Source organism: Streptomyces sp. NPDC000983 (assembly GCF_040299205.1).
GTDB lineage: Bacteria > Actinomycetota > Actinomycetes > Streptomycetales > Streptomycetaceae > Streptomyces.
Genome location: NZ_JBEPBM010000014.1, coordinates 150,485 through 172,144, shown reverse-complemented (window position 1 = coordinate 172,144; position 21,660 = coordinate 150,485). Strand labels below are relative to the sequence as shown.

The window sequence follows — 21,660 nt, the reverse complement described above, 5'->3', positions numbered from 1 at the left end:
TCCCGCACGGATTACGCACGGGACGCCGTATCGGATTCCGCACGGGACGCCGCGCCGGATTCCGCACCGGACGAGGAGCACGCATGACGCGGCATGTGGAAGAGAGCGTTCCCGGTACGTCCGGCACGGCCCGCCCCGCGCTGGTCACGCGCCGCGTGCCGGGTGTGCCGCGCGCCGCCGTGCTGTTCCTGCACGGCGGACGGGCGGACAGCAGGGCCCCGTCGAGGCCGTGGCACCCGGCGCCCCTGCGCATGCGGCCCTTCGTGCGCGCCGCGGTCTCGGCCCTGCGCGCGGAGGACGTCCTGCTCGGCGAGGTCCGCTACCGCGTCCGAGGCTGGAACGGTGCCGACGCCGACCCCCTGCACGACACCCGGCGCGCGCTGGAGGAACTCCGCGGCCTCGCCGGGGACGTACCGGTCGTCCTCGTCGGCCACTCCATGGGCGGCCGCACCGCGCTGAGTGCCGCGCGGGCCCCGCAGGTCCGGGCTGTGCTGGCGCTGGCGCCCTGGTGCCCCGAGGGCGAACCGGTGGCCCATCTGCGGGACAAGGACGTCACCGTGCTCCACGGCGACCGCGACCGGGTCACCGACCCGCACGCCTCCGCCGCCTTCGTGCGCCGCGCCCGCGAGGCCGGGGCGCGCGCGGACTTCGTCACCATGGCGGACGGCGACCACGCGATGCTCCGCCGCAGCGGCGTGTGGCACCGCAGCGCGACCGAGATCACCCTCGCCCTGCTCCCGTCCCGCCCGACGGCTCCCTGAGCCCGCCCCTGGTCCCGTGCTGCCGCCCGGTGCGAGACTGCCGATCATGACGGACCGTGAAGCCGAGGACAGGGTCGAGGCCAAGTGGCGGACGCTGCTCGCCGCCCCCTACGTCGACACCGCGCTGGTGCGCGCCGCCCACGCGGAGCCCCGGCTCCGGCAGCTCTTCCCCTGGTCCGGCCATGGCGAGCTGCACTTCAGCCGCCGTATCGACGATCCGTGGACCTGGGACATCCCGTTCATCCGGCCCCAGCCGGGCGGCCGGTTCCGTATCGAGGGCCCGTCCAGGAGCGAGTACGTGGGCGAGGTGCACAGCGTCGAAGCCGCGGTGGCGGCGGTCGCCGACCGGCTGCCTCCGGGCTGCGGTCCGGCGGTCCTCGGCCCGGCCGGACCCGGGGACGGCGGGACCGCGGGCTGACCCGGCCGGCACCGCCGCCGGCGGGGGCCGACGGCGGGTCGTGCGTTGCCCGCGCGGCTGCCCCGCCGGGGTGGGTCACACGTGCGCGAGGAGCTGTTGCAGCGGTGCCGGTACGGCTCGGAGGTCCAGGTGCGCGACGAGCGCCTGCGCGTAGAGCGCCTTGCGGCCGCTGTGCGTGCCCATGAACCGCCGCAGCTGGTGCTCCACGGGACGCTCCCGCTGGGCCGGCTGGCCGCGGAAGGTGTGGAACGGGCGCGACTCGCCCTGCGCCTCGATCACCTGCTGCACCTCCTCCGCGCCGAGGGCGCGGATCAGCTCGTCCTCCAGGTCGGCGACGCACACCTGGAACCCGAGCGGCTCCAGGTCCGCCCGTTCGAGACCGGCGCCGATGCCGACGCGTTCCAGATGGCGGCGGAAGTGCCGCTCCTCGCCTATGTCGCAGAGTCCGGCGAGGGGAAGTCCGAGCCCCGCGGGGCCGCACACGTCGAGGAAGTGCCCGATGTTCGTCGCGCCGCCCAGCGGCACCACGGCGACACCCTCCGCTCCGAGGTCGCGGCCGTGTCGCGCGGCCAGGGCTTCGAGAGCGACCTGGTCGCTGGCCCCCTCGACGAGGACGATCGTCCGCACCCCGCCGGACAGTTCGCGCGCCGACGCGGCGGCCGTCGCCGCCTGCGCCCCGCCGGCCGCCCAGGCCGTCAGCGCGACGCGGAATCGTCTCAACTCGTCCACCGGACCTCGCTTCCCGGCTTCATCGTGGCACGGCCGCGATCCCGCCCGCACATGTGTTTCCCGGTGCGACGACCCGATGTGCGAATCGACGGCGGGGGCATGTCCCGCCCCGGGAAGCCGGGCCGAGGCAGATGATGGGGTCCCGGACGAAGGAGGACACCATGAGACAGCAACCGGGCCGGGTCACCAGTGACCTCACCATCTCGGCCGACGGATACTCCGCCGGGCTCGACCAGACGGAGAAGCGGCCGTTCGGCGACGACGGCGGCGACGGCACGGGCGAGAAACTGCACGCCTGGATGTTCGACGCGCCCGACGAGAACCGGCCCGAGATCGAGCGCATGGCCGCCGCCCAGACCTACATCATGGGCCGCAACATGTTCGGCCCGGTGCGCGGCGACTGGGACCGCCCCTGGAACGGCTGGTGGGGCGACGAACCCCCCTTCCACGCACCGGTGTTCGTCCTCACCCACCATGCGCGCGAGCCGCAGCCCATGGGAGGCGGAACCACCTTCCACTTCGTCACCGACGGCATCGAGTCCGCCCTGGCGCAGGCCCACGCGGCGGCGGTCGGCGGCGATGTCGCCGTCCAGGGCGGCGCCACCACCGTCAACCAGTACCTCGCCGCCGGCCTCATCGACGAACTGCGCCTGCACATCGCGCCGTTCACCCTCGGCGCCGGAACCCGCCTCTTCGACGGCGTCCCGCCGCTGAACCTGGAGCAGGTGCACGCACGCGCCACTGGCCTGGTCACGCACGTGACTTACCGGGTCCTGTCCTGAAGCGGAGCCATGGGTACGAGAGATGACAGCGACGAGGCGTACGTCGTCGCCCTGTGCAACCGGATTCTCGGCGAGAACGCCTCCACCCAGCACAAGTTCGACTGGCTGCTGGGCGATCCCGGGACGGGCGGACGCCGTGCCAGGCTGCCCGTCGACGCCTACTGGCCGGGACACCGGCTCGTCGTCGAGTACCGCGAGATCCAGCACGACCAGCCGGTGCCGCACTTCGACAAACCGGACCGGATGACCGTCAGCGGCGTCCACCGGGGCGAGCAGCGGGCCCTGTACGACGCCCGGCGCGACACGGAGATCCCCGCACACGGGCTGCGCCTGGTCGTCGTCCGCCCCGCCGACCTCGACGCCGACGGACGTGGCCGGCTGCGCCGCAGCGAGGACGCCGACCTGGCCGCGCTGCGCGGGATGCTGGCCCGCGACAGCGACGAGGACCGTGTCACCGACGCGTTCCGGACCTGGCTGCTCGCCGAGGGCTGGACGCCCGTCGACCCCACGGACCGCTGGACCGACCTGGAAGCCGTACGGGGCCGGGAGCGGCTGATCTGCGAGGCCAAGGGCCGCACCCGGGAGAAGGGCATCGACGCCGACATCGCCTACGGGCAGCTGCTGCGCCGGATGACGGGCCGGGACCCGCACACCCGTTACGCGCTCGTCGTGCCGTCGTCGTCGGTGAAGGCCGCCGAACGCGTCCCGCCCGAGGTGCGCGAGCTGCTGCGGATCGACCTGTACGAGGTGACGGACGAGGACGGGGTGCGCCCGCTGTCGCGGTGACCGGCCTGCCTGGCGTACTCAGTCGCGCATACGCAGGTAGGCGTCGAGTGCGGCCGCGCCGCTGAGCATCGACCGTGCGCGGGCCGCCAGGCGGGCGTGCCAGTCCTCCAGGGCGGAGCGCAGCGGCTCCAGCCCGCCGGCCGCCCGCACCTGTGCGACGATCGGCGCGATCTGCTCCAACGGGTAGCCGCCTCGCCTGAGTTGATGGGTGAGCCGGGCGTCGCGTACGTCCGCGTCGTCGTAGACGCGATAGCCGGTCCGTGGGTCGCGCCGGGGCCGTACGAGGCCGGCCTGCTCCCAGGTGCGCAGGGTCGCCGGTCGGATGCCGAGCCGGTGGGCGAGCGGCCCGATGAAGGTGGCGCCCGTGGCGCCGGGCTCGGGGGCGCCCGATCCCAGGTCGCGCAGCGCGTTCTCGACCGCGCGGAGGGTGCCGCGGTCCTCCAGGAGCTGTGCGTGGCTCTCGTCGATGAGCCGGAACGCAGCCTCGGCCTCGCCCCGGTTCACGGCCCGCATGACCTTGGCCGCCGTCCGGTGTCCGTGCCCGGGGACCAGGGCGAGGAACGCGTCCAGGGCGCGGGTGTGCAGCGGGGAGTAGACGCGGTAGCCGTTGGGGGTGCGGGTGGCGGCCGGAAGGATGCCTTCCTCCTCGTAGTTCCTGACCGCCTGGGCGGACAGACCGTGCCCACGCGCCAGATCGATCGGCCTGAGCCGCACACCGCTTTGAAGGTTCTGCCCCATAGACCCAACGTACAGCGGGGAAGTATCGTCAAAAGTTTCAACCGAAGGTTCAACGATAGCTTCGAAGGTATGGCTACTGGCATCAAGGACACCGCGAGCGCCGTCGACGCGGCCGCTCTCATCCGACTGTTCCCCGCCCGCCCCCGGCTGCTCGCGCTGGGCGAGCCCACGCACGGCGACGGCACCCTGCTCCGCCTGCGCAACGACGTCTTCCGGCACCTCGTCGAGGAGGAGGGCTACCGGACGATCGCGGTCGAGAGCGACTGCCTGCGGGCGTCGGCCGTGGACGACTACGTCACCTCGGGCCGGGGCGGCCTCGACGAGGCGATGGAGCGCGGGTTCGGGCACGGCTGGGCAGGCTGGGCGGGCAACCGTGAACTCGTCGCGTGGATGCGGGAGTTCAACGAGGGCCGCCCCGCCTCCGACCGGCTGCGCTTCGCCGGGTTCGACGGACCGCTGGAGATCACCGGCGCCGAGAGCCCCCGGCGGGCGCTCACCCTCCTGCACCGCTACCTCGCCGACCACATGGACGCCCACCTGCTGCCCTGCACCGCCGAGACCCTCGACGACCTGCTCGGCCCCGACGACCGCTGGACCGAGCCCGCCGCGATGAGGAACCCGGCCCGTTCGTTCGGGCGGGCCCCCGAGGCACGGGAACTGCGCCTGCTGGCCGACGAGTTGACCGCGCTCCTCGACGAGCAGACCCCCCGCCTGCTCACCGCCGCCCCCCGCGCCACCTGGCACCGGGCCCGCCTCCACGCCCGCACGGCCACCGGCCTGCTCCGCTACCACTACGCGATGGCCGACACCTCACCCGCCCGCATGTCCCGGCTGCTGGGCGTCCGCGACCAGATGATGGCCGCGAACCTCCTCGCCCTCGCCGAGCGCGGCCCGGTCCTCGTCCACGCCCACAACGCCCACCTCCAACGGCGCGCGAGCAGCATGCGGATGGACACCGGCCCGGTGCGCTGGTGGAGCGCCGGGGCGCTGGTCGGCGCCCGCCTCGGCCAGGAGTACGCCTTCGTCGCGACGGCCGTCGGAACGATCCGGCACCAGGGCGTGGACACCCCGCCGCCGGACACCCTGGAGGGGCTGCTGTACGCGCTCCCCGAGGACCGCAGCCTCCTCGACGTGCCCCGCCTCGTCACCGCCCTCGCCGACACCCAGCCCGCGCCGCGTACGTCCCCCTGGTTCGGCTACGCGCCGCTCGACGCGGGCCACTTGGGGGAGATCGACGCCCTGGTGTTCGTCAAGGACGTCGAGGAAGCCTGAGCGGCGTCGAGGAGGCCCGAGGAATGCCGGGTCAGGGAGCCCCGCAGGGGGCACCGCCGCCGCGCCCGCCGTCCGGTTTCAGTGCCCGGCCCGGTCCGGCGGCCGGCTGAAAGCGGGCTGTGGCCGCGGTGAAAGCGGGCCGCCGCAAACTCTGCGTCATAAGGAAGCCGACGCCGACCCCGGCCCCGGGGAAGGCGGCCGACACAGAGGGAGCAGCACATCATGACGATCACCCTGACCGACCAGGAGAAGAAGACCCTGCGCACCGCCGCCTACGGCGCCGTCTCGCTGATGGCCGCCGCCGACGCGGCCGGTTCGCCGCACAAGGCGGCCACCCGGGGCTCCATCGCCCTGGCCTCGGCGACCGGCCCGATCGGGCACGTACTCGCCGAGAAGTCGAAGATCGAGGACCTCGGCGGCCGGTCCGTGGCCGCACTCGCCGACCGGGTGCTGCCCGCGCTGACCGAGGCGATGAGCCTGCTCAACCGGCAGGAGCCGACGGAGGCCGGCAACTTCCGCACCACCGTCCTGGTCGCGGTCGAGGCCGCCGCCCAGGCCGGCAAGGGCGAGCCCGGCCCCGTCCTCACGGACATGACCCGCAAGATCACCGGCGCCCTCGACGCCGCTTGACCGGACCCCGGGGCCGGGCACACTCCAGCCGGCCCCGCCCGGCCCCGCCCTGCCCGGAACCGACCCGGCCGTCTCGTCATCGACGACGCGGCCGGGTCCCGGCCCGCGCGGATCTACGTCAGCCGGCGCGCCCCCGGCCCCGGCCGTGCCGAGACCTCCCTGGGCGCGAGGGCCGTGTGCTCCTCGGCGCACTCGACGACCACCCGGACCTGCCCGCCGCATTCGGCGTGGTGCACGTCCAGGACCGGACCCGCGGGGTCCGGTTCGTGCGTCTCGCCCCACTGGCGGAGCGCGATGAGCACGGGCCACAGGTCCCAGCCCTTGCGGGTCAGCCGGTACTCGTTCCGGGCGCGGCTGCCCGGCTCCCGGTAGGGGACGGTCGTCAGGACGCCGGACGCGGTCAGCTTGCGGAGCCGATCGCTCAGCACCGCCTCCGACAGGCCGATGTGCCGGTGGAACTCGTCGAACCGCCGTACGCCGTTGACGGCGTCGCGCAGGATCAGCAGCGTCCACTTCTCGCCGACCAGGTCGAGCGTGCGCTGGACGGGACAGTTCTCCGTGCTGATCTCAAGCCACTCCATACCCCCATGCTAGGGCGCTGGCTTTTTCTTTGACAGTCAGCCGTACGGCCAGCTAGCTTCGATCGGAGAAGCCAGCGGGGAGGAACGCGGAACCATGGGACGGACACGTACGTACGAGTGGGAAGACCCCTCGATCACCGCCACCGCCGTGGGGAGCGCCTCGGGCCTGGAGCTGCTGCGGGAGATGATCGCGGGACGACTGCCCACGCCGCCCATCGCGGCGACGCTCGACTTCACCCTCGACGAGGTCGAGGAGGGCGGCGCGGTCTTCTCGATGACCCCGGGCGAGGAGCACTACAACCCGATCGGGAGTGTCCACGGCGGCGTCTACGCCACCCTCCTCGACTCCGCCGCGGGGTGTGCCGTGCAGTCCACGCTGCCGCCGGGGATGGGCTACACCTCGCTCGACCTGACCGTGAAGTTCCTCAAGCGGATCACGGCGGACACCGGCCGGGTCAGGGCCGTCGGAACCGTCGTCAGCCGTGGGCGCCAGACCGCCCTCGCCGAGGCCAGGCTGCTCGACGAGCGGGGGCGGCTGCTCGCCCACGCCACCAGCAGCTGCATGATCTTCCCGGTGCCCGCCCCGACACCCTGACCGGGGAGCGCCGTACCTCCGAAGTCCCGGGCACCTCTGCCCGGGACTTCGTTCGACTCCGCCACGCGCGGGTGACGTCGTTCACCTGAACTCGCGCACAGTCGAATGGATCTCCGTAAAAGGTATTCGCTCCGTTCCGGGGTGTTTGCCAAGTTTTTCGCGCACCATGAATCAGCCATGACCGTGAACCCGCCCTCCCGCTGCCGCCGAACGGCCGCGTGGAGCGCGGGAGTCCTCGTCGAGTCCCGCCGCGGCGCCGCGCCACCGCCGCCCCCCGCTCCGAGGCCCGGTCGGACCCATCGCCGCCCGCGCTCGCCACCGGATGCCCTCCGCGTCGTTACCCCTGCTGATTCCCCGCGTATTTCGGAGACCGTATGAACGCGCTGCGCATCGATGTCGTCCACCCACGTGACCTCGGCCCCAGGGACCTCGACCAGTGGAACGAGCTGCGGACGGCGACCGCCGCCGAGGCCAACCCCTTCATGGCCGCGGAGTTCACCCAGGCCATCGGCCGCGTGCGCCCCGACACCCAGGTCGCCACGGTCCGCCGGGGCGCGGAAGCCGTCGGCTTCTTCCCCTACCAGAGGGGGCGATGGGGGCACGGCCGCGCGGTCGGCCTCGGCGTCTCCGACTGCCAGGGCGCGGTGCTGCGCCCCGACACCGATCTGGACGCGATGCACCTCATGCGGGCCTGCTCGCTGCACGCCTGGGAGTTCAACCACCTCGAAAGCGGCCAGAGCCTCTTCCTGCCGTACGCCACGGGCGGGTTCGCCTCGCCCGTCATCGACCTGACCGACGGCTTCGCGGCGTACGAGAGCCATCTGCGCGCGCACTCGCGCGGCTTCCTGAAGGCGGCGCGCGCCCAGGAGCGCCGGATGGGCCGGCAACTCGGGCCGCTGCGCTTCGTCTTCGACGAGGACAACCCGCAGGCTTTGCGCGCGCTGCTGGACTGGAAGTCCGCCCAGTACCGGCGCACCGGACGGCGTGACCCCCTCGCCCAGCCCTGGATCAACCAGCTGATCGACCTCCTGGGCGCGACCCGCTCCCCGTCCTGCTCGGGCACCCTCTCCGTGCTCTACGCCGCCGACCGGCCCGTCGCCGCGCACTTCGGGCTCCGCTCCCGCACGGTCTTCTCCTGCTGGTTCCCCTCCTACGACCGTGCCGTCGCCGCCTTCTCCCCGGGCCGGGTGCTCTACCTGCGCATGATCGAGGCCGCCGCCGCGGCGGGCATCCGGCTCTTCGACTTCGGCCGGGGCGACGCCGCGTACAAGAACTCCTTCAAGACCGGGGAACTCCTGGTCCACGAGGGGGCGTTGCGCACCACCGGCCCGCGGGCCGCACTGCACTGGATGCGCCACGAGCCCAACCGCGCGGCCCACCGCTTCGTCCGTGATCACCCCGCCCTCAGGAAGGCGGCGCTGCGCACCGTCGATTCGTTCGGAAAACTGAGGGAACGTCTGATGACCGACCGCTAGCGTGGCGCGCGGTCGCTGAGGGCGTGGCGCGCGGTCGCGGAGAGCTTGGGCCGGAGAGAGCGGGGCCGGTGGGGCCCCGGGGCGTCGACCGGGAGAGGATCAAGGGCCTCCGCCTCGACGGCGGAGCCGGCCCCGGCCCGGCCGCTTGGCGGGAACACGTCCCCCCGGCCGGCCGGGGGAGCCTCGGGTCCGGTGCCTTGTCACTGCGGTGAGTGCGCCTGTATAACGTTGTAAAATTTACGGGGACTCGGCGCACGGCCATGGTGGCGACCCCGTAACCGCACCGGCCGCACTGGCCCGGACCTGGGAAAGGATTGCCGTGCGGGTCAGCCTCAAGGACGTCGCCGCGCACGCTGGGGTCTCCATCAAGACCGTCTCCAACGTGGTGAACAACTACCAGCACGTCACACCGGCCATGCGTGAGCGCGTCCAGCGTTCCATCGACGCGCTCGGCTACCGGCCCAATCTCGCCGCCCGGCATCTGCGCAAGGGGCGCACCGGGATCATCGCGCTCGCCCTGCCCGAACTCGGCAACCCCTACTTCGCCGAACTCGCCGCCGCCGTCATCGACAGCGCCGCCGCGCACGACTACATCGTGCTCCTGGATCACACCGGCGGCCGGCGCGAACAGGAGATCCTGGTCAGCCAGGGCTTCCGGGCGAGGGTCATCGACGGCCTCATCCTCAGCCCCATCGAGCTGGAGACCGAGGACCTGCGCGACCAGACCGAGAACGTCCCCCTGGTGCTGCTCGGCGAGCGCGACTACGACCTGCCGTACGACCACATCGCCATCGACAACGTGGCCGCGGCCCGTGCGGCGGTCCGGCACCTCGTCCGACTGGGGCGCCGGGAAGTGGCGTTCATCGGCGCGCGGCGCGGCCGCAGCGAGCCGGCCCAACTGCGGGTGCGGGGCTGGCGGGAGGAACTCTCCGCGGCCGGACTCCCCTCCGACGAGGGGCTGGTGGCCGCGACCGACGGCTGGGGCCACGCGGACGGGGCGGCGGCCATGGCCCGCATCCTGGAGTCCGGGCGCAGCCCGGACGCGGTCTTCGCCTACAACGACCCCATGGCCATCGGGGCGATGCGGGTGCTCCACGAACGCGGGCTCAGGGTGCCCGAGGACGTCGCGGTCGTCGGCTTCGACGACGTGGTGGAGGGGCGGTTCGGCGCGGTGACGCTGACCTCCGTCTCGCCCGACAAGGAGGCCATCGGCAGGCTCGCCGTCGAGTCGGTACTGGCCCGGCTCGGCGGTGGGGAGGAGCCGGAACCCCGTCGGGTGTGGGCGGACTACCAACTCGTCGAGCGGGAAAGCACGTTGGGCCGTGCGGCGCCGGGGCGGGGTGTGCTGGGCTGATCCTCGGTGGGGGCGTGGTGCCGGGGCGGGGTGTGCTGGGCTGATCCTCGGTGGGGGCGTGGGGCCGGGGCGGGGTGTGCTGGGCTGATCCTCGGTGGGGGCGTGGTGCCGGGGCGAGGTGTGCTGGGCTGACCCTCGGTGGGCGCGTGGCGCCGGGATGGGGTCCGCTGGGCTGACCCTTGGTAGGCGCGTGGCGCCGGGATGGGGTGTGCGCCGCTGATCCTCGGTGGGCGCGTGGCGTCGGCGCGGGGTCCGGGGGCGCAGGGCTGATTCGGGCGCGCGGCACCGGGTCGGGAGCCGGGTTCGCGGGGCTGTTTCCGACGCGCGGCACCGCGGGGCAGGCCCTCGGCGGGGTCGCTGCACCGGGCCGGGCGGCGGTGCGTTAGCGAACGTGTTTACGGCGTGGGCCGGGGCCCTCGCCCGGGTGTGCCTGCCCGCCGGCGCCGCGCGGGTCGGCCGTGGCTCCGGCGCGGCCGGGCGCGGGCGGCGCCGAGTGATGCCGCGGCGCCGGAGTTTCACCTGCGCACAACTCCGTGGCGATGCGGCCGCGTTGAATCGATCGACGGTCCGGTCATTCCGTTCCGGCCCGCTTCGTGGTGTGAACCATTGCCGCCCGGACAGCGGCGTTCGCAGTTGCCAGGTGTAACAGCCATGCCCAAAAGGGGCGTTGGCGCAGACCTTTGTTCCCCCTTCTCGAACGCGGCCTGTGCACAGGGGCTTTACAGCATCCTTCCAACGATGTAAAAACCTCTGTGCGGCGGGCCGAACGACCATTCCCGCCAGGGGAGAAGCGCCATCCTGCTCGACTTCAGCCCGATCCGTTCGGGCTGTCGCACGGTTCCTTGCTCGGACTCCTACTCGTTCCTCACCTCCCCAGTTCCCTTTCAGCGTCGCCCGGATCGGGGTCACCATGCAGCGCAGCACTCTCCGTCGTCGTCTCCTCGCCCGTCCTGTGGTCGTCTCTCTGGCCGCCGCGGTCGTCCTGACCGCCACCTCCTGCACGAAGTCGGAGGACGACGCGTCGAGCGACCCGGCTTCCTCCGCTGCCGGCGCAGGCTCCGAACAGAAGGTCGCCTCGCCCGCACCGGGCGGCGAGACCTGCACCGTCGACGCGTACGGCGCTGAGAAGATCGACCTCAAGGACGCCACCGTCGGCTTCTCCCAGTCGGAGAAGGAGGCCAACCCCTTCCGTATCGCCGAGACGCAGTCCATCAAGGACGAGGCCGGCAAGCGCGGCGTCAAACTCCTCACCGCCAACGCCCAGTCGCAGTTCTCCAAGCAGATCAGCGACGTCCAGGACCTCCTCGCCAAGGGCGCCGACCTGCTGATCATCGCCCCGCTGAACTCCGACGGCTGGGACCCGGTGCTCCAGGCGGCGGCCGCCAAGAAGGTCCCGATCGTCACCATCGACCGCAAGATCAACGCGACCGCCTGCAAGGACTACGTCTCCTTCATCGCCTCCGACTTCGTCGAGCAGGGCAGCCGCGCCGCCGACCAGATGATCGAGGCGACCGGCGGCAAGGGCGAGGTGGCGATCCTGCTCGGCGCGGCGGGCAACAACGTCACGACCGAGCGCACCAAGGGCTTCAAGGACCGCATCGCGGAGAAGGCCCCGGACCTGAAGGTCGTGTTCGAGCAGACCGGTGACTTCGCCCGGGAGAAGGGCCAGCAGGTCACCGAGCAGCTCATCCAGTCCAACCCCGACATCAAGGGCATCTACGCCGAGAACGACGAGATGGGCCTCGGCGCCGTCGCCGCGCTGAAGGGCGCGGGCAAGAAGGCGGGCGACGTCAAGATCGTCACCGTGGACGGCACCCGGAACGCCGTCCAGGGCATCGTGGACGGCTGGATCAGCGGCGTCATCGAGTCCAACCCGCGCTTCGGGCCGCTGGCCTTCCAGACCCTGGACACCTTCACCAAGGGCGAGGAAGTCGCGCAGGACATCGTTATCGAGGACGGCGCCTACGACCCGGCCAACGCCAAGAGCGACATCGGCAAGGCGTACTGAGCCGCCGGAGGGGGTCCGGTCCTGCCCGGGCCCCCTCCGCCCTCCCGCACTTCCTTCCTCGCACTCCTCGCACTCCTCGCACTCTGGAGGCACAGGTGGCACCCCCCGCCGAAGTCCTCGCCGTCCGCGGACTGAGCAAGACCTTCCCCGGCGTCCGGGCCCTGGACGACGTGGACCTCACCCTGCGTGCCGGTGAGGTCCACGCCCTGATCGGCGAGAACGGCGCCGGCAAGTCGACCCTCATCAAACTCCTCACCGGCGTGTACCGGCCCGACGCCGGCGAGATCGTCTTCCAGGGGAGCGAAGTCTCCTTCGCCACCCCGCTGGAGGCGCAGAAGGCCGGGATCTCCACGATCTACCAGGAGGTCAACCTCATCCCGCTGCTCAGCGTCGCCCGGAACCTGTTCCTGGGCCGCGAGCCGCGCAACCGCTTCGGCGTGCTGGACATGGGCCGCATGAACCGGGAGGCCGAGGAGACACTGCGCGGCTACGGCGTCCGGGTCGACGTCCGCCGGCCGCTGCGCACCCTGGGCGTCGGCGCCCAGCAGATGGTGGCCCTGGCCCGGGCCGTCGCCACCGACGCCCGCATCGTCATCATGGACGAACCGACCTCCTCCCTCGAACCCCGGGAGGTGGAGACCCTCTTCACCGTCATCCGCCGGCTGCGCGACGCGGGCATCGCCGTCATCTACGTCAGCCACCGACTGGACGAGCTGTACGCCGTCTGCGACACCGTCACGGTGCTGCGCGACGGCCGCCGCGTCCACCACGGCGAACTGGCGCACCTGGACCGGCTCGCGCTGGTGTCGACCATGCTCGGCCGGGACCTCGGCGAGGTCCGCACGGAGGGCCTGACCAAGTTCACCGGCGACCACGGCGCCCAGGACACCGAACCCGTCCTCCAGGCAACGGAGTTGACGGTCCCTCACCAGTTGCACGGGGTGTCGGTGAGCATCCGGCCCGGTGAGGTCGTCGGCCTCGGCGGGCTGCTCGGCTCCGGCCGTACCGAGACGGCGAAGGCCATCGCCGGTGCCCTGCCCACCCGTTCCGGCGGCGTGGTCGTCGCCGGGGTCCCGCTGCGCTCCGGCTCCACCCCGGCCGCCATCCGGGCCGGGATCAGCCTGCTGCCGGAGGACCGCAAGAGCGAGGGCATCGTGCCCGGCCTGTCGGTGCGGGAGAACATCGCCCTCGCCGTACTGCCGCGGCTGTCCCGCTTCGGCCTGGTCTCCGAGGCCCGGGTCGACGCGGTCGTCGACACCTTCGTCAAACGCCTGCGCATCAAGGCGTCCTCACCGCACCAGAAGGTCGGCGAACTCTCCGGCGGCAACCAGCAGAAGGTGCTGCTCGCCCGCTGGCTCGCCATGAACCCCAAGGTGCTCCTGCTCGACGAGCCCACCCGGGGCATCGACGTCGGAGCCAAGGCCGAAGTGCAAAAGCTCGTGGACGAACTGGCCGCCGACGGCCTGGGCGTCCTGCTCATCTCCTCCGACCTGGAGGAACTCATCGAAGGGTCCGACCGCGTGGTCGTACTGAAGGACGGCGCCGTCGTCGGCGAGTTGAGCGGCGACGACGTCACCGAGGAGAAGCTCATGCGGACCATCGCCGGCGGCGACCCCGCGCGGGACGCGACCGAGGAGGCCGCCGCCCATGGCTGAAGCCACCCTGCGCACCGTCCCGTTGGACCGCGACCGCATCCTGCAATGGCTCCAGACGTACGGCGTCTACGCCGGCGTCACGGTGCTGATGGTCGTCAACGTCCTGATCACCCCGCACTTCCTGTCCGCGGAGAACTTCCGCACCCAGGCCGTCCAGGTCGCGCCCGTCATCATCGTCGCCCTCGGCATGGCCCTGGTGATCGGCACCGAGGGCGTCGACCTGTCCGTCGGCGCCGTGATGGCGCTCGCGGCCTCCGTCACCGCCCTCTACCTCGGCTACGGACTGCTCCCCGCCCTGCTCACGGTCGCCCTGTTCGCGGCCGGGGTCGGGCTCGCCAACGGGACGCTGGTGGCCTTCATCGGAGTCCAGCCCATCGTCGCCACCCTCGCCCTGATGGTCGGCGGCCGCGGACTGGCCCTGGTGCTGCTCCCGCAACTGGAGGACCTGCGCAACCCGTCCCTGGCCTCGCTCGGCTCCGGCGACGTGCTGGGCATCCCCTACCTGATCCTGATCGCCACCGCCCTGGCGCTGCTGGTCGCCTTCGTGGTGCGCCGCACCACCTTCGGCCGTCAGCTCCTCGCCATCGGCGACAGCCGCCCCGCGGCCCAGCTCGCCGGACTGCCCGTACGGCGCGTACTGATCATCGTGTACGTCGTCAGCGCACTGCTCGCCGCGGTCGCCGGAGTGCTGGCCACCGCGCGGCTCCAGGCCAGCGACCCGACCTCGCTGGGCAACCTGATGGAACTCTCCGCCATCACGGCCGTGGTGGTCGGCGGCACCCCGCTGACCGGCGGACGCGTCAACATCGCCGGAACCGTGGCCGGCGCCGTACTGATCCAGCTCCTGACCGCCACGCTGATCAAGCACGACCTGCCGCCGTCGTGGACACAGATCGCGCAGGCCATGGTGATCGTCGCCGCGGTCTACGCGGCACGGGGACGGGGGAAGCGATGACCGCCACCAAGACGGAAGTGCCCATGACCATCCCGGGCGCCGAACAGGCGCAGGACACCGAGCCGGCGGGTGCCGCCCGCTCCGAGCGGCTGACCGCGCTGGTCCAGCAGCACGGCGCGCTGGCCGTGCTCGTCCTGGTCTCCCTGGTGGCGTCGTTCTCCTTCGACTCCTTCGCCACGACCGACAACTTCAGCAACATGGCGACCAGTTCGGCCTTCCTGGCGATCGTCGCCCTCGGCATGACCTTCGTCATCATCACCGGCGGCATCGACCTCTCCGTCGGCTCGCTCTTCGCCCTCGGCGGAGTCCTCGCCGCCTGGGGATCACGGCACGGCACCCTGGTGGCGCTGCTGCTGCCGCTCGCGGTGTGCGGGCTCATCGGCGTCGTCAACGGCCTCCTCGTCGCCCGCTCCCGCCTCGCCCCCTTCATCGTCACCCTCGCCGCCATGCTCGGGGCGCGCGGACTGATGCTGGCGCTGACCGACGAGGGCGCCGACACCTTCCTCATCGGCAAGGGCTCCGTCCTCGCCGAACTGGGCCAGGGCACCACCCTCGGCCTCGGCAACCCGGTGTGGATCACGCTGGCCCTGTTCGCCGCGGGAGCCCTCGTCCTGCGCCGGACCCGCTTCGGCCAGCACGTGTACGCCGTCGGCGGCAACGAGGACGCGGCGGCCCTGATGGGCGCCCCCGTCGCCCGCACCAAGATCCTCGTCTACGCCCTGTCCGGGTTGCTCGCCGGGCTGGCCGGGGCGCTCAACGCGGCCTGGCTCGCGTCCGGCGTGACCATCCTGGGCAACGGCATGGAACTGGAGGCGATCTCCGCCGTCGTCATCGGCGGCACCCTGCTCACCGGCGGGCTCGGCTTCGTCAGCGGCTCACTGGTCGGGGTCCTGCTCCTGAAGGTCATCCAGAACGTCATCAACCAGATCGGCTCCCTCGACTCCTCCTACCAACAGGTCGTCAGCGGCGCCTTCCTGGCCGTCGTCGTCATCGCCCAGACCTGGCTGGGCCGCAGACGGCAACTGATGTGACAGACCCCGGAAACGGCGGCAGGGCCCCACGGCCCCGCCGCCGCCCCCGGTTCCAGGCGGTCGGACGCTCGCGCGACGGCCGCCTTTCGCACGCGCACGTCTCCCACCCCACAACCCAAGGAGTCACGATGCGTCGAGTACCCGCACGCGGAGGGCCCAAGGACTGGCTCAGACGGCCGGCCCGCCGTGCGGCCACCGCACTGGCCGCGCTGGCCCTGCTCGCCGGCTCGGCCCTCGCGGCCACCGGCACCGCGGCCGCCGCACCCCAGGCGTGGACCCCCAAGCCCTCGCCGATGACCACCCCCTGGACCAACCAGGTCCCCACCGACACCCCGCTGCCGGAGTACCCCCGCCCGCAGCTGACCCGACCCGACTGGGCCAACCTCAACGGCATCTGGGACTTCGCGGTCACCTCCGCCGACGCCGGGCAGCCCGCCTCCTTCACCGAGCAGATCCGGGTGCCGTTCGTCGCCGAGTCCGCACTCTCCGGCATCCAGCGCAAGGTGACGCAGAACGACAAGCTCTGGTACAAACGCACCTTCACCGTGCCCTCGGGCTGGAACGGCCGACGGGTCCAGCTCAACTTCGGCGCCAGCGACTGGCGTACCACGGTGTGGGTCAACGGACAGCAGGCCGGAGCCGTGCACAGCGGCGGCTTCGACGCCTTCTCCTACGACATCACCGCCCTGCTCAACGGCGGCACCAACACCGTCGTCGTCTCCGTCTGGGACCCCACCGAGACCGGCGGTCAGGCCGTCGGCAAACAGCGCATCCGTGATGTCGCCCCGCACCCCGGCGGCGGCATCTTCTACACCGCCGCCTCCGGCATCTGGCAGACCGTGTGGCTGGAGCCGACCGCCCCCGCCCGCGTCACCCGCCTCGACATGGTCCCCGACCCCGTCAACGGCCGGCTGAAGGTCACCGTCCACGGCGCCGGCATCAGCGGCCACCAGGCCCGCGTCACCGTCTCCACCGGCGGCACCACCATCGGTTCCGCCACCGGGGCGGTCGGCGGCGAGTTCACGGTGCCCGTGCCGAACCCCCGTCTGTGGACCCCGGACGACCCGTTCCTCTACGACATCAGGGTCGACCTGCTCTCCGGCACCACCGTCGTCGACTCCGTCGGCAGCTACACCGGCATGCGCACCATCGGCCTCGCCAGCGTCGGCGGACTCCAACGCCCGGTCCTCAACGGCAAGTTCGTCTTCCAGACCGGCACCCTCGACCAGGGCTACTGGCCCGACGGCATCTACACCGCGCCCACCGACGCGGCCCTGCGGTACGACCTCCAGAAACACAAGGACCTGGGCTTCAACATGGTCCGCAAGCACATCAAGGTGGAACCGCAGCGCTGGTTCTACTGGGCCGACCGGCTCGGCCTGCTGGTCTGGCAGGACATGCCGTCCATGGACCTGCGCACCCCGGACAGCGCCGCCCGCACCCAGTGGGAGGCCGAGTACGACCGCATCATCGACCAGCACCGCAGCTCGCCGTCCCTGGTGGTGTGGGTCAACCAGAACGAGGGCTGGGGCCAGTACGACCAGGCCCGCATCGCCAACGAGGTCAAGGCCTACGACCCCTCCCGGCTCGTCGACAACATGAGCGGCGTCAACTGCTGCGGCTCCGTCGACGGCGGCAACGGCGACCTCGTCGACGACCATGTGTACGTCGGCCCGGGAACCACCGTGCCCAGCGCGACCCGCGCCGCCGTACTGGGCGAGTTCGGCGGCCTCGGCTACAAGGTCCCCGGCCACGAGTGGTACCCGGGCGGCGGTTTCAGCTACGAGGACCAGCCCGACATCGCCCACCTCAACAACCGGTTCGTGGGCCTGATCGACGCCATCCGGCAGGTGCGGATGCCACGCGGCCTGTCCGCGTCCGTCTACACCGAGATCACCGACGTCGAGAACGAGGCCAACGGCCTGCTCACCTACGACCGTCAGGTGGTCAAGGTCGACGAGGCCAGGGTGCGGGCCGCCAACCGCGCCCTCATCGACGCCTCCCAGGGCAGCACCGCCCCGATCACCCTGCCCACCGGCCTCAAGTCCCTGCGCGTCACCACACCCGGCTACACCGACCGCTATCTCCGCCACCGCGACGGTGCCGCCTTCACCGACGTCGTCGCCGGTGGCAGCGACGCCCTGCTGAAGAACGACGCCACCTGGCGGATCGTCCCCGGCCTGGCCAACAACACCTGCTACAGCTTCGAGTCCCGCAACTACCCGGGCCAGTACCTGCGCCACCGCGAGTACCGCGTCTACAAGGAAGCCGGCTCCGGCGACCTGTTCCGCGCCGACGCCACCTTCTGCCCGGTCCCCGGCGCGAACGGCGGCGTACGGCTGTCCGCCTACAACTTCCCCGAGCAGTATCTGCGCCACTACAACGCCGAGTTGTGGCTGACCACCCCGGGCGGTACCCACACCTACGACAACCCCGCCCTGTTCACCGAGGACACCACCTGGGCGGTGGAGTCGCCCTGGGCGCCGTAGCCCCTGAGAGACCGAACTGACCACGGGCCCTGTGCCGGGAGCGAACTCCCGGCACAGGGCCCGTACTTGTCCCCGCCGTCGGTCAGGGCTTCTCGGCGGAGTGGAGGCCTGCCACCTCCTCGTCGGTCAGGGCCTTGTCGAAGGCGTGGACCTCGTCGACGGCGCCGTTCCAGAAGTCGACGTTCGAGCCGTTCCAGTGGGCCCGGCCCACGGTCAGCGGGCCGGTGCTCGCCAGGGCCGCGCCGCCGGTGGCGGTCGCCGCGAGCTCACCGTCGACGTACAGCCGGATCTCGTTGTCGGCGGCGTCCCGGACGCCCGTGAGGTGGTACCAGCGGCCCGTCTCGGCGGCGACGGGCACCTGGGCGCGGCGTTCGCCGGGCGTGCTGAAGGCGAAGTTGCCGTGCCCGTACTGGAGGTAGAAGGAGTTGGCCGTGGCGCGGGAGTCCTGGCTGACCGCGGTGGCGTAGTTCCCGGGGATCTGGTCCAGGCGGACCCAGGCGGAGACCGAGTAGCTGCCCGAGGTGTCGAGGACCGGTCCGGCGGTCTCGGCGTACTGCTTCTGGCCGTCGAACTTCAGCGCGGTGCCGCTGACGCCCGGGATCCAGGTGGCGCCCTCGCGGACCGTCAGCGGCCGGTTGGCGGGGCCCGCGTCCTGGGCGGTGGTGCCGCTGCCCTCGTCCAGCTTCCAGCGCCCGCCTCCGGTCAGGGGCTCCGATCCCGCGGCGGCACCCGCGGCGATCACCTTGAGATTGATCTCCCGGACCTTCGCCGGGTCCATCTTGATCTCCCGACGGTCGTACGTGTACAGGCCGTTCAGTTCGTTCTCCAGGTCGGTGATCTGCGTGTACACCGAGCCGGACAGTTCCGCGCCGGCCTGGGCGAGGTAGAACCGCTCGGTGTTCTCGACGTACCTGCGGGTCAGCTCCTCCTTGGTGGTGACGCCGCTGTAGATCACGGTCGGCGCGCCGGGCCACATGTGCCCGGGGACACGCAGGGTGAAGCCGCCGTGCTCGCCGTCCATGGCGGCCCGCTTCTCGTCGGGGAAGGCGGGGTCGGTGTTGTTGTAGTCGTGGTGGTCGATGATGTCGCCCTTGCCCGAATCACCCTTGGAGTTGCAGCAGTTGACACCGCTGTGGGCGTTGACCACCCGGGACGGGTCGGCCGCCTGCACGGCCTCGGTGATCCGGCCGGTCTCCTCGCGGTTCCACTCGCCCCAGCCCTCGTTGAAGACGATCCAGCCGATCACGGAGGGCGAGTTGTGGTGCTGGCGCATCATCTCCCGGCCCTGGTCGACGAAGGCCTTCTGCCCGGTCTCGTTGGTGAAGTTCCCGGAGACGAAGTCCTGCCACACCAGCAGGCCCAGCTTGTCGGCGTGGTAGAACCAGCGGGCCGGCTCCACCTTGATGTGCTTGCGGACCGCGTTGAAGCCGAGCTTCTTGTGCGCCTCGAGGTCGAAGGCGAGGGCCTCGTCGCTCGGCGCGGTGTACAGGCCCTCCGGCCAGAAGCCCTGGTCGAGGGTGGCCAGTGAGAAGACCGGTTCGCCGTTGAGGACCAGCTTGTTGAAGCCGCCGACCTTCTCGATGCCCACCTCGCGCATACCGAAGTAGCTGTCGACCCGGTCGGTGGACCGGCCGTCGGTGAGGGTGACGTCGAGGTCGTACAGGTAGGGGTCGTCCGGGCTCCACAGATGCTGCCGGGCCACGGGGAGGGTCAGCGGCTCGTCGGCCGGACCGCTGACCTTGCCGACGACCTTCCCGCGGGCGTCGCGGGCGACGGCCTCGATCCGGGCGGCGGGGGAGGCGCTGGCGGAGTCGACCTTCACCGCGAGGGTGCCGGTGTCGATGTCCGGGGTGGTGACTACGTTGTCAATCGACGCGGCGGCGACCGGTTCCATCCACACGGTCTGCCAGATGCCGGAGGTCTGGGTGTAGAAGATGCCGCCCGGGTTCGTCGACTGCTTGCCCATGGGCTGGTTCGCGCCGCCGGTGTCGGTGACCGCCACGACGATCTCCTGCGGGCCGCTGCCCTTGAGCGCGTCGGTGATGTCGGCGCTGAACGCGTTGTAGCCGCCGGTGTGTTCGGTGACCTTCGTGCCGTTGACGTACACACTGGCCCGGTAGTCCACGGCACCGAAGTTGAGCCTGAGACGCTTGGCCCGGTCGCCGGTGCCGACCTTCCAGCCCTTGGGCACGTCCACCAGCCTGCGGTAGAACATGTGGTCCTCGTGCCGCTCCAGACCCGACAGCTGGGACTCGACCGGGAACGGGACGATGATCTTCTCGTCGAGGTTCTTGCCGAAGACCGGCTCCTCGCCCGCCTCGGCACCGCTGAACTGCCAGGGCCCGTTGAGGTTCTTCCACTGCGAGCGCGCCTGCTGGGGGCGCGGGTACTCCGGCAGCGGGTGCTTCTTGTCGACCTTGTCGCCCCAGGTGGTGGTGAGGCGGTGGGTGGAGGCGTTCTCGGCGTAGCGGATGAGCTTCGGCACGCTCTCGCCGCCGACGGTCAGGCCGCCCGCGCCGTCGTAGGAGACCCTGACCAGCTGGTTCTTCTGGATCGGCTCGGCGAGCGTGACCAGCACGGACGTGGGGTCGCCGGGGTAGGCGGCGACCGAGGCGATGGGCATCGCGGTGGTGTCCGCCTCGGCCTTGAGGTGGTCCTTGACCGCCCGGAGGTTGCCGACCCGGCCGTCGAAGCGCAGCCGCAGCCGCTTGCCGTCCGCGGCGACGGACGGTTCCACCGGGTACACCTCGAAGTCGGCCGGCGGGGTGAACGCCGACATCGGTACGACCTGCTTGGGCAGGTCCGGCGTGGACCAGCGCAGGTACATGTTGGCGCCGCCGGTGTCCTGGAACATCTCCAGGCGGAAGTCGTGCTCCTCACCGGCGGTCAGCCGCACCGGGGCGCTGGTCTGCTCGCGGTCCCAGTCGCCGACCCAGTGGTCGATGACGGGCTCGCCGTCGATGTAGAGCCGGAAGCCGTTGTCACCGATGGCGTGGAAGGTGTAGTCGCCGGTGGTCGGCGCGGTGATCCGCCCCGTCCAGCGGGCGGTGGTGTGCTCGGTCTTTCCCGTCAACTCCTCGAAGGTGCTGGTCAGTCCGGAGAAGTTGATCTGAGGGTCGAGGAGGGTGCCGCCGAGTTCGGCGAAGTCGCGGGCGCCGGGCGCCGACATGCTGAAGTACTCGCCCTTCAGGCCGTGCGTCTTCACGGCGGCCTGCGCGGCCGAGGGTGCCGAGGCGGCGCTCGGCAGCTCCGCGGCGGTGGCGGTGGGCATCAGCCCCATCGGGGGCAGGGTCAGGGCGGCCGCGGTGAGCAGGGCCCACATTCCGGCTCTGGGGCGGGTGCGGTGTCGAGTCATCGAACCTTTCCTCGTGCAGAGACCGACGGCGGGCGATGACGGCCGA

18 protein-coding genes are annotated in these 21,660 nt (G+C 71.8%); 14 read left to right on the top strand and 4 right to left on the bottom strand.

What is annotated here, in order from left to right; genetic code table 11:
* Positions 1–83: 83 nt before the first annotated feature.
* Positions 84–761: an alpha/beta fold hydrolase gene (locus ABT296_RS18595; protein WP_351928523.1), complete on the top strand. Its 678-nt coding sequence runs from the start codon at positions 84–86 to the stop codon at positions 759–761.
* Positions 762–807: 46 nt separating this feature from the next.
* Positions 808–1,179, top strand: a complete 372-nt coding sequence (locus ABT296_RS18590; RefSeq protein ID WP_351928521.1) for a DUF6193 family natural product biosynthesis protein — start codon at positions 808–810, stop codon at positions 1,177–1,179.
* Between the two features lie 75 nt (positions 1,180–1,254).
* Here ABT296_RS18590 and ABT296_RS18585 read toward each other — a convergent pair whose 3' ends face one another.
* Positions 1,255–1,908 (bottom strand): TOPRIM nucleotidyl transferase/hydrolase domain-containing protein, encoded by a 654-nt coding sequence (locus ABT296_RS18585; RefSeq protein WP_351928519.1) that lies wholly within the window; start codon positions 1,906–1,908, stop codon positions 1,255–1,257.
* A 161-nt stretch (positions 1,909–2,069) separates the two neighbouring features.
* On the opposite strand from ABT296_RS18585, the gene ABT296_RS18580 reads away from it, so the two are divergent.
* Both ABT296_RS18580 and ABT296_RS18575 read left to right on the top strand, forming a co-directional pair.
* Positions 2,070–2,690 (top strand): dihydrofolate reductase family protein, encoded by a 621-nt coding sequence (locus tag ABT296_RS18580; RefSeq protein WP_351928517.1) that lies wholly within the window; start codon positions 2,070–2,072, stop codon positions 2,688–2,690.
* Between the two features lie 9 nt (positions 2,691–2,699).
* Entirely contained in the window at positions 2,700–3,476 is a 777-nt protein-coding gene (locus ABT296_RS18575; protein WP_351928515.1) for a hypothetical protein, read from the top strand.
* Between the two features lie 18 nt (positions 3,477–3,494).
* On the opposite strand, the gene ABT296_RS18570 is transcribed toward ABT296_RS18575, so the two are convergent.
* Positions 3,495–4,214: a TioE family transcriptional regulator gene (locus ABT296_RS18570; RefSeq protein ID WP_351928513.1), complete on the bottom strand. Its 720-nt coding sequence runs from the start codon at positions 4,212–4,214 to the stop codon at positions 3,495–3,497.
* A 69-nt stretch (positions 4,215–4,283) separates the two neighbouring features.
* On the opposite strand from ABT296_RS18570, the gene ABT296_RS18565 reads away from it, so the two are divergent.
* Both ABT296_RS18565 and ABT296_RS18560 read left to right on the top strand, forming a co-directional pair.
* Positions 4,284–5,486, top strand: a complete 1,203-nt coding sequence (locus ABT296_RS18565) for an erythromycin esterase family protein (RefSeq protein WP_351928511.1) — start codon at positions 4,284–4,286, stop codon at positions 5,484–5,486.
* A gap of 222 nt (positions 5,487–5,708) precedes the next feature.
* Positions 5,709–6,116 carry a hypothetical protein gene (locus ABT296_RS18560; RefSeq protein WP_351928509.1) on the top strand — a complete coding sequence of 136 codons (408 nt, stop codon included), beginning with the start codon at positions 5,709–5,711 and terminating at the stop codon, positions 6,114–6,116.
* A 113-nt stretch (positions 6,117–6,229) separates the two neighbouring features.
* Here the strand turns inward: ABT296_RS18560 and ABT296_RS18555 are convergent, their stop codons facing one another.
* Positions 6,230–6,697: a winged helix-turn-helix transcriptional regulator gene (locus tag ABT296_RS18555; protein ID WP_351928507.1), complete on the bottom strand. Its 468-nt coding sequence runs from the start codon at positions 6,695–6,697 to the stop codon at positions 6,230–6,232.
* Positions 6,698–6,791: 94 nt separating this feature from the next.
* Between ABT296_RS18555 and ABT296_RS18550 the strand changes: the two genes are divergently transcribed.
* The 8 genes from ABT296_RS18550 (at position 6,792) to ABT296_RS18515 (ending at position 18,259) form a co-directional block, all read left to right on the top strand.
* Entirely contained in the window at positions 6,792–7,292 is a 501-nt protein-coding gene (locus tag ABT296_RS18550) for a PaaI family thioesterase (protein WP_351928505.1), read from the top strand.
* 374 nt (positions 7,293–7,666) lie between these two features.
* Entirely contained in the window at positions 7,667–8,767 is a 1,101-nt protein-coding gene (locus tag ABT296_RS18545; protein ID WP_351928503.1) for a GNAT family N-acetyltransferase, read from the top strand.
* A 319-nt stretch (positions 8,768–9,086) separates the two neighbouring features.
* Positions 9,087–10,121: a LacI family DNA-binding transcriptional regulator gene (locus tag ABT296_RS18540; protein WP_351928501.1), complete on the top strand. Its 1,035-nt coding sequence runs from the start codon at positions 9,087–9,089 to the stop codon at positions 10,119–10,121.
* Positions 10,122–11,031: 910 nt separating this feature from the next.
* Complete coding sequence (locus ABT296_RS18535) at positions 11,032–12,129, top strand: ABC transporter substrate-binding protein (protein WP_351928499.1); 1,098 nt, start codon at positions 11,032–11,034, stop codon at positions 12,127–12,129.
* A 95-nt stretch (positions 12,130–12,224) separates the two neighbouring features.
* Positions 12,225–13,784, top strand: coding sequence for a sugar ABC transporter ATP-binding protein (locus ABT296_RS18530; protein ID WP_351928497.1), 1,560 nt, complete (start codon positions 12,225–12,227; stop codon positions 13,782–13,784).
* Complete coding sequence (locus tag ABT296_RS18525; protein ID WP_351928495.1) at positions 13,777–14,739, top strand: ABC transporter permease; 963 nt, start codon at positions 13,777–13,779, stop codon at positions 14,737–14,739. Before ABT296_RS18530 ends, ABT296_RS18525 begins: the two co-directional genes overlap by 8 nt.
* On the top strand, positions 14,736–15,770 hold the full coding sequence (locus ABT296_RS18520) for an ABC transporter permease (RefSeq protein ID WP_351928493.1): 1,035 nt from the start codon (positions 14,736–14,738) through the stop codon (positions 15,768–15,770). The genes ABT296_RS18525 and ABT296_RS18520 overlap by 4 nt, the downstream gene beginning before the upstream one ends.
* 128 nt (positions 15,771–15,898) lie before the next feature.
* Positions 15,899–18,259, top strand: a complete 2,361-nt coding sequence (locus ABT296_RS18515) for an AbfB domain-containing protein (protein WP_351928491.1) — start codon at positions 15,899–15,901, stop codon at positions 18,257–18,259.
* 82 nt (positions 18,260–18,341) lie between these two features.
* On the opposite strand, the gene ABT296_RS18510 is transcribed toward ABT296_RS18515, so the two are convergent.
* The gene (locus ABT296_RS18510) at positions 18,342–21,614 is read right to left on the bottom strand and encodes a LamG-like jellyroll fold domain-containing protein (RefSeq protein WP_351928489.1); all 3,273 of its coding nucleotides are present in this window, start codon (positions 21,612–21,614) and stop codon (positions 18,342–18,344) included.
* Between the last annotated feature and the right edge of the window lie 46 nt (positions 21,615–21,660).

What these genes read in the sequence shown, in the direction of transcription:
- ABT296_RS18595 (WP_351928523.1), top strand. Translation starts at nt 84, where the DNA reads ATGACGCGGCATGTGGAAGAGAGCGTTCCCGGTACGTCCGGCACGGCC.
- ABT296_RS18590 (WP_351928521.1), top strand. Translation starts at nt 808, where the DNA reads ATGACGGACCGTGAAGCCGAGGACAGGGTCGAGGCCAAGTGGCGGACG.
- ABT296_RS18580 (WP_351928517.1), top strand. Translation starts at nt 2,070, where the DNA reads ATGAGACAGCAACCGGGCCGGGTCACCAGTGACCTCACCATCTCGGCC.
- ABT296_RS18575 (WP_351928515.1), top strand. Translation starts at nt 2,700, where the DNA reads ATGGGTACGAGAGATGACAGCGACGAGGCGTACGTCGTCGCCCTGTGC.
- ABT296_RS18570 (WP_351928513.1), bottom strand. Translation starts at nt 4,214, where the DNA reads ATGGGGCAGAACCTTCAAAGCGGTGTGCGGCTCAGGCCGATCGATCTG.
- ABT296_RS18565 (WP_351928511.1), top strand. Translation starts at nt 4,284, where the DNA reads ATGGCTACTGGCATCAAGGACACCGCGAGCGCCGTCGACGCGGCCGCT.
- ABT296_RS18560 (WP_351928509.1), top strand. Translation starts at nt 5,709, where the DNA reads ATGACGATCACCCTGACCGACCAGGAGAAGAAGACCCTGCGCACCGCC.
- ABT296_RS18555 (WP_351928507.1), bottom strand. Translation starts at nt 6,697, where the DNA reads ATGGAGTGGCTTGAGATCAGCACGGAGAACTGTCCCGTCCAGCGCACG.
- ABT296_RS18550 (WP_351928505.1), top strand. Translation starts at nt 6,792, where the DNA reads ATGGGACGGACACGTACGTACGAGTGGGAAGACCCCTCGATCACCGCC.
- ABT296_RS18545 (WP_351928503.1), top strand. Translation starts at nt 7,667, where the DNA reads ATGAACGCGCTGCGCATCGATGTCGTCCACCCACGTGACCTCGGCCCC.
- ABT296_RS18535 (WP_351928499.1), top strand. Translation starts at nt 11,032, where the DNA reads ATGCAGCGCAGCACTCTCCGTCGTCGTCTCCTCGCCCGTCCTGTGGTC.
- ABT296_RS18525 (WP_351928495.1), top strand. Translation starts at nt 13,777, where the DNA reads ATGGCTGAAGCCACCCTGCGCACCGTCCCGTTGGACCGCGACCGCATC.
- ABT296_RS18520 (WP_351928493.1), top strand. Translation starts at nt 14,736, where the DNA reads ATGACCGCCACCAAGACGGAAGTGCCCATGACCATCCCGGGCGCCGAA.
- ABT296_RS18515 (WP_351928491.1), top strand. Translation starts at nt 15,899, where the DNA reads ATGCGTCGAGTACCCGCACGCGGAGGGCCCAAGGACTGGCTCAGACGG.
- ABT296_RS18510 (WP_351928489.1), bottom strand. Translation starts at nt 21,614, where the DNA reads ATGACTCGACACCGCACCCGCCCCAGAGCCGGAATGTGGGCCCTGCTC.